The 5,896-nt window shown below is 55.4% G+C and carries 7 protein-coding genes and 1 tRNA gene; 3 read left to right on the top strand and 5 right to left on the bottom strand.

Annotation, left to right across the window (positions count from 1 at the left end; all coding sequences use genetic code 11):
• From TR61_RS19025 to TR61_RS19015, 3 genes are all read right to left on the bottom strand, one after another.
• Positions 1-495 (bottom strand): deiodinase-like protein (locus TR61_RS19025; RefSeq protein WP_157440990.1); only part of this gene is annotated, 495 nt, incomplete at its 3' end.
• Positions 496-654: 159 nt separating this feature from the next.
• Positions 655-1,299 (bottom strand): hypothetical protein, encoded by a 645-nt coding sequence (locus TR61_RS19020; RefSeq protein WP_050932112.1) that lies wholly within the window; start codon positions 1,297-1,299, stop codon positions 655-657.
• Entirely contained in the window at positions 1,284-1,748 is a 465-nt protein-coding gene (locus TR61_RS19015; RefSeq protein WP_157440989.1) for a hypothetical protein, read from the bottom strand. Before TR61_RS19015 ends, TR61_RS19020 begins: the two co-directional genes overlap by 16 nt.
• A gap of 435 nt (positions 1,749-2,183) precedes the next feature.
• On the opposite strand from TR61_RS19015, the gene TR61_RS19010 reads away from it, so the two are divergent.
• The 3 genes from TR61_RS19010 to TR61_RS19005 all read left to right on the top strand — a co-directional run bounded on the left by TR61_RS19010 (position 2,184) and on the right by TR61_RS19005 (position 4,221).
• Entirely contained in the window at positions 2,184-3,107 is a 924-nt protein-coding gene (locus TR61_RS19010; RefSeq protein ID WP_050932110.1) for a ketopantoate reductase family protein, read from the top strand.
• Positions 3,108-3,312: 205 nt separating this feature from the next.
• Positions 3,313-3,531 carry a GDCCVxC domain-containing (seleno)protein gene (locus TR61_RS20445; RefSeq protein ID WP_082182052.1) on the top strand — a complete coding sequence of 73 codons (219 nt, stop codon included), beginning with the start codon at positions 3,313-3,315 and terminating at the stop codon, positions 3,529-3,531.
• A 168-nt stretch (positions 3,532-3,699) separates the two neighbouring features.
• Positions 3,700-4,221: a GNAT family N-acetyltransferase gene (locus TR61_RS19005; protein WP_082182051.1), complete on the top strand. Its 522-nt coding sequence runs from the start codon at positions 3,700-3,702 to the stop codon at positions 4,219-4,221.
• 338 nt (positions 4,222-4,559) lie between these two features.
• Here TR61_RS19005 and TR61_RS19000 read toward each other — a convergent pair.
• Positions 4,560-4,634, bottom strand: a tRNA-Phe gene (locus TR61_RS19000).
• Positions 4,635-4,729: 95 nt separating this feature from the next.
• Positions 4,730-5,896: FAD-dependent oxidoreductase (locus TR61_RS18995; RefSeq protein WP_050932108.1), on the bottom strand; the 1,167-nt coding region annotated here is incomplete at its 5' end.

The following is a 5,896-nucleotide window of genomic DNA, read 5'->3' as shown; positions in this document are numbered from 1 at the left end:
TTGGCTGTGAAAACTGTAGGCCCTTCGCCAATCGTGGGCCACCTTGGCACGCTCATTCATATCTGTTGGTTGTGCGTACATAATTTCGTCAGCGCGGTTTGAGTTTGTGTTCCATCCGTCTGTCGGATGTGCTTCCAGAGTGTAAACGAAGACGAACTGAACTGAGTCTTCGAATTCGCCGATCAACTGCTTCATACGCTCGGATTGACGACGAAATATGGGACATGTGTAGCTGCCGAAAATCAACGAGACAGGCGCACCACGCAGACTAGACAACGTGAATAAATCGGATGAAATCCTTCCATCCTGTTTTAATACGTGCGCTGAAAAGTCCGGCGCCCGTTCACCTACGTTGGCTTGGCATCTATCTTCCGCCGCTGCTGCGATATCGAGATAGTCAAGAAAATCAGCTTTGCTCAGGCTCATCGCATTGTGGAATTCATCATCGGACATGCTGTCCATCTGATCACGCATACTGAATGCAATTTTGCTCATTTTGTGTCCTCCACCATGCCAAACCTACCACGCGTGGCCAAGAAGTCCTTAGCGGACGTTCGTTGCTTTCTTCGGTAACGACTGCTCCGCGGGACAAAGCGGCCGTAGCTGAAACGATATATTGAGGCCCAAGGTGGGTCGGACACTGCAAAAGTGGTTCTAGACAAAGTAGAAAAACAGAGGCACCGGCGCGACGGCACAGAGTACTACCACAAGGTAGAGCCAGAACGAGTACAGCCGCGATGCGCCAGCGATGAAGGCGAGTCCACCTCCGCCACCAAGTAGCGAATTTCCCGGCGTGTTGAGCGCGACCGCAAGCAAGAGGTGCCTGTGGTCGATCAATCGTCGACCCAGGTTTGACGGGATAACAGTCGACAGCGTTTCGATGCGTTCGGTCGGCGGGATGGACTCAAGTTTGGCAACGAAGTCCGCCGCCTTTGCCAGCCCCAGCCAGGCCAGAAAGTGGGCGAAGACTGCTGCGGGAAGGAGCCTCGCAAGGACGAATGACAGGATCAGCGCGCCGACCATTCCAAAGTAAACCAGCGGGGCAACTTGTCCGCCGAACAGTAGCAGTAGAGCGAAGCCGATCTCGGCTCCCGGAACAAATGGGATGGCGGCGAGAATGACGAAGGCAACGAACGCCGTCATTATGATCCGATGGATCATCGGCTCATTCATAGGACGCATTTCCGGCACAGTCAGATCCTTCAACAGATCGCCAAGGAACCAGCCTCCCAACAACAGCAGGCCGTAGAGGCCGATCGCTCTGCGTCTTGCCCACAGGCCTTTCAAAACCGCGAGCATAGAGGGTTGCTCTCCGGATTCACCAGTTTCAGTTCCTGACGTATGTCCGAAAGGGACGCCATCTCGAACCCGGAAGTGCGTTCTCCGACGAACAGGATCTCGCGCCGGGAGGTCCAGTACCACCGGCGGCGCTCCCACGTGATCGAAACGCGGATCGATCCGTCGGCCCTCACCAGCCCATCGTATTCGAAGCGGCCACGGCTGTCGCTTTCAAGTGTGCCGGTGAAGCGAAGGCCATCGGCGGTCTGCTCAGTGAGGTAGGGTCCAGGTATGAATCCGCAGCGGGTGCAGATCGCGGACCAGAAGTGGCCATCGTCGAAGTAGAGGCGGTCCTCAAGATCGGGGTCTTCAGCCGGTCCGATCATTCCTGAAAAGGAATGGCCGTCAAGGACGCCCTCCGCATTCACCTCGGTCGTTGCAGCAAGCGTGAGGAGCATCGCGGCGATCAATGAAATGACAATCCTTAAGAACAACGACCTTACACCCTTTGACCCAAAGTCTAGGCTGGACTTCTTTCGCTCGTAAATCAATGTGGCGGTCCAGTCTCTTGATGAGGTCTGCTACGGGCTCTTCTGAGACATCTGACTAAAACCATCAGATGACCGCCCATGTTAGCATTGCTGCCGTTCCCAAGCGCTATCGTGCAACATGCTTTCTTCGACCGTGTTCGCAAACACTGTGGGGAAGAACTGTGTTGCAGTTACTGTGGGCAAACAGTGTGTTGCGATGACAGATATTAGCTACCCAAGAGCTCATCGCCTCTTGGTTTATGCACAGGCTGAGAGATCGGCGAAAACTACCGCGATCTGGATCAACGGAATAGATGGTATAAAGTCCGACTTGTAGATGTAGTTTCGGTTTCCATCTAAAGGACAGGTAAGCCAATGAAGATAGCAATTATGGGTAGCGGCGGCATAGGTGGCTACTTCGGCGCACAGCTTGCTCAGAAGACGGATAGCGATGTTTGGTTTGTCGCTCGCGGCGACCATCTGCGGGCCATCCGAGAGAACGGGCTGCAGATTAAGAGTGATGTGGGTGGTACAGTCGTTTTTCCTGCTCAAGCCACGGACGATCCCAAGGAGATCGGACCAGTAGACATCGTTGTGCTCGCTGTAAAGCTATACAGTGTGAACGAAGCGGTGGAGCAATGTCGCCCATTGGTTTCTGAAGAAACAGGCGTAATCTCCTTCCAGAATGGTATCGGTACTGAAGAAAGAATTGATGAAATTCTTGGGGTTGGCCATGCTATTGGTGGCATTGCTTATGCTCCACTTGCAATCGAAGCTCCCGGCATCATTCGCCACACCGGCAATCTAGCGCGTCTTACTGTGGGTGAGATGTCCGGGGCGCGTAGTGAAAGATTAGAGGCGTTCGTTTCAGCTTGCCGCAAAGCGGAAATTGAAACTGCTATGAGCGAGAGCATAACAAGGGAGTTATGGGAGAAGTTTGTATTCTTGGCTAGCTTTTCTGGGATTACCTGTTTGACCAGGCAGCCAATCGGTTTCACCCAACAAGAGCAGTCCGCAAAAGAACTATTTGAACAAGCTTTGAAGGAGGCGGTCGCTGTTGCCGATGCCGAGGCTGTAAAACTAGAAGACGGTTTTGTAGGAAAAACAATGGCGTTTGCCATGGGCATGGGGGCGAGCGCGCAGTCTTCAATGCTGACAGATTTGCAAAATGGGAGACCTTTGGAAAACGCTTGGCTGTCCGGAAAGATCGTCGAACTGGCGAGAAAACACAAAATATGCACACCCGCGCACAAAGCGTTTTACGCGGCTATGAAGCCTTTCGAGACTGGCAGTGATTGAACCAACGCATCTATGGAGGGAGGAGGCGACTATAGATTGGGGTCCCGACCGTATCCTTCTTGTTGGACGTGACGGAGGTTGGTGTGGCGGCGCTAGCGCAGAGGTGTGCTATGAAGCGCTGGTCTGGAGCAACGGCAAGATATTGACCGTGGGCCCTGAACCCGAATGAACGCGCACCGATCTTCAAAAACTCTGGCGTGACACAATGAGTGATCTGAACATCATCCTTGAGAGCGAAATCACGTGCCCTGAGTGCGGCCACAAAGCAGTGGAGACCATGCCGACCGATGCCTGTCAGTGGTTCTACGAGTGCACATCATGCAGGACCGTGATCAAGCCGTTGCCAGGCGATTGCTGTGTCTATTGCTCCTACGGAACTGTGCCTTGTCCGCCTATCCAAGAAGGTGGGTCGTGTTGCGGCTGATCAATGTGTGTGATCCAAAACACTGTGGGGAAGAAGTGTGTTGCAGTTGCTGTGGTCAAACAGTGTGTTGCGAACCTTAATCAGCGCGGCTTTGCCCTGTCCGGGGCCGAAGGCACGTAGTCAATACGTCAGTTAACCTAGAATGAAATTCGGTTTCTTAGGGTGAGTATGAAAGTCGAATATGAAAACCTAAGGTCACGGCCAGAAAAAGAACCGTTGGATGCGCTCCTTCGAGAGTATTACGACTTGATGGTTTCTCGCATCGCGATGATGGGAGGCAAAGCCCCTGCTGGTGGACGAAAGGCAATCGAAGAGTTTTGGCGAGAAATAGATCAGTTCTTGCCGCCAAACGGGCGCTTGTTTCTCGCGAGAAGTGAAGACGGAGATCTTCTCGGATGCGGTTCGCTGAAGTCTGTCGGCAGCGAGAAAGGCGAATTGAAGCGCCTTTTTGTGCGTCCGAGCGCTCGAGGACTTGGCATTGGACGAAAACTCGTCGAGCTAAGGATTGGCGCTGCCAAAGAGATGGGTTTGAAGACCCTGTTAGTCGACACATTGAGAAATAATGTCGAGATGCGAAGCTTGTATGAGAAATTGGGTTTTGCAGAGATCGATGTTTACCCGGAGAGTTCCAGCTACAATCTTGTGCCCGAATTGCAGTACTACTTTCGTTTCTACTCCATGGACTTGTAGGCTCTGATGCAAACATGTCCCGAACTCACGCTTAAAGCCCAACGGAGACATCTGATTAAAACCATCAGATGACCGCCCATCGTAGCACTGCTGCCATTGCCGATGTCGCCACACTTTACGCTGTCTTCGACTGCGTTCCAAAACACTGTGGAGAAGATCCTTTTGTAAAACACTGTGGTCAAACAGTGTGTCTAACACATTGATTCCAAACACTGTGTTCAACACAGTCTTTCAGCCCCCAAATCCACCCAGCAACGCACGAAAAACTGTGCGATGACTGTGCAACGCAGGAAGTGAAAACTGTGCGATGCTGAGGTGCCTTATTATTATGGCTGAAGTGGTGCCCGGGGGCGGAATCGAACCACCGACACGAGGATTTTCAATCCACTGCTCTACCCCTGAGCTACCCGGGCACGGGGAAGCCTTGCGGCTTCGGGTGGAGGCGTTCTAGGGGAGGTGGCAGGGACTGTCCAGACGTTTTTTGCTACGATCCGGGCAGAGGACGGCTTCACACATTTTGCCCGGCAAGACGGCCCAGAACGACGGCGCTCAGCAAGCCATTGCCGGACAGGTATCCGGCATCGCCCGACCCAGAGACCCCGCAGGCCGCGCCGCCCGCAGCGTAGAGGTTTGGGAAGCGCGCGCCGCTCTTCTGCAGCACGCGAGCCGACGCGTCTGTCACTAGCCCGCCTTGCGTGTGAAAAAGCGCACCCGTCACTTTGACCGCGCAATAGGGAGCGGACAGGCCGGGGCCGCGATGGCATCGACCGAAACGGTCTGGCGCAGCTTTGGAAAGCTGATCGGCCTCGGTCACCAAGGATCCGTCTGGTAGGTCCAGCCGCTGCTCCAATGCGCCAAGGGTGTCTGCGGTGATGATCGCGCCTTGCGCCTCGGCCTCGCGGAAATCGGCGAACTGGCGGGCGATGCTGGCGATCCGTGCATCGAAGATGGTGAAGGCCACGCCGCCGGGTTGCGCCAGAACCGCGCGCGCGGCTTCGGAATAGCCCTGGCTTTCTTCCCAGAAGCGTTTGCCTTCCGTGTTCACCTGAAACCCGCCTTCGGTGATCGTGGCCCAGGTGATCAGAATACCGTGGGGATGGACCACATTGCCGTGGCCCTGATAGGCGCCCAGATGGCGGGTTTTCGCGCCCAGAGCCTCGCCCCACAGCACCGCCTCACCTTTGTTGCCGTCGTGCCCGAACCAGACGGCCCGGTCGATCTCGGGCATGTGCTGGCGGACCAGATCGCGGTTCCCGCCAAAACCGTTGCAGGCCAGGATCAGGGCGTCACAGCCGATCCGTTCGACCTGCCCGTCGGGGCGTGTCACTGCCACGCCGGCGATGGTGTCGCCCGCGTGAAACAGCGTCTTCACCCGCGCATTACAGATGATGTCGATGCCCAGCGCCTCGCAGCGGCTGCGCAGGGCGTCAATCAACTCTCGCCCGGCGCGCGATGGCAAGCCGTGCATTCTGCGTCGCGAATGCCCCGGATAATCGAAATCATCCACGACCGAGAAGGGAAGGCCGTGCACCTTTTCCAGCCAGTCGATCACGGGGCCTGCGCCCTGCGCCATGCGCTCGACCAGAGCGGGATCGTTTTCGCCCTTCGCCTTGGCCTGAATGTCGGCGGCGAACTGGGCGGGGCTGTCCTCGATCCCCGCGGCCTTTTGCAGACG

The sequence above is a fragment of the Aestuariivita boseongensis genome (assembly GCF_001262635.1).
In the GTDB taxonomy this organism is placed as follows: domain Bacteria; phylum Pseudomonadota; class Alphaproteobacteria; order Rhodobacterales; family Rhodobacteraceae; genus Aestuariivita; species Aestuariivita boseongensis.
Note: the sequence above shows the minus strand (reverse complement) of the source record. Positions and strands in the feature narration are given on the sequence as shown.

Excerpts from the sequence above, each read along its gene's own strand:
- TR61_RS19010 (WP_050932110.1), top strand. The coding sequence starts at position 2,184 with ATGAAGATAGCAATTATGGGTAGCGGCGGCATAGGTGGCTACTTCGGC.
- TR61_RS19020 (WP_050932112.1), bottom strand. The coding sequence starts at position 1,299 with ATGCTCGCGGTTTTGAAAGGCCTGTGGGCAAGACGCAGAGCGATCGGC.
- TR61_RS19005 (WP_082182051.1), top strand. The coding sequence starts at position 3,700 with ATGAAAGTCGAATATGAAAACCTAAGGTCACGGCCAGAAAAAGAACCG.
- TR61_RS20445 (WP_082182052.1), top strand. The coding sequence starts at position 3,313 with ATGAGTGATCTGAACATCATCCTTGAGAGCGAAATCACGTGCCCTGAG.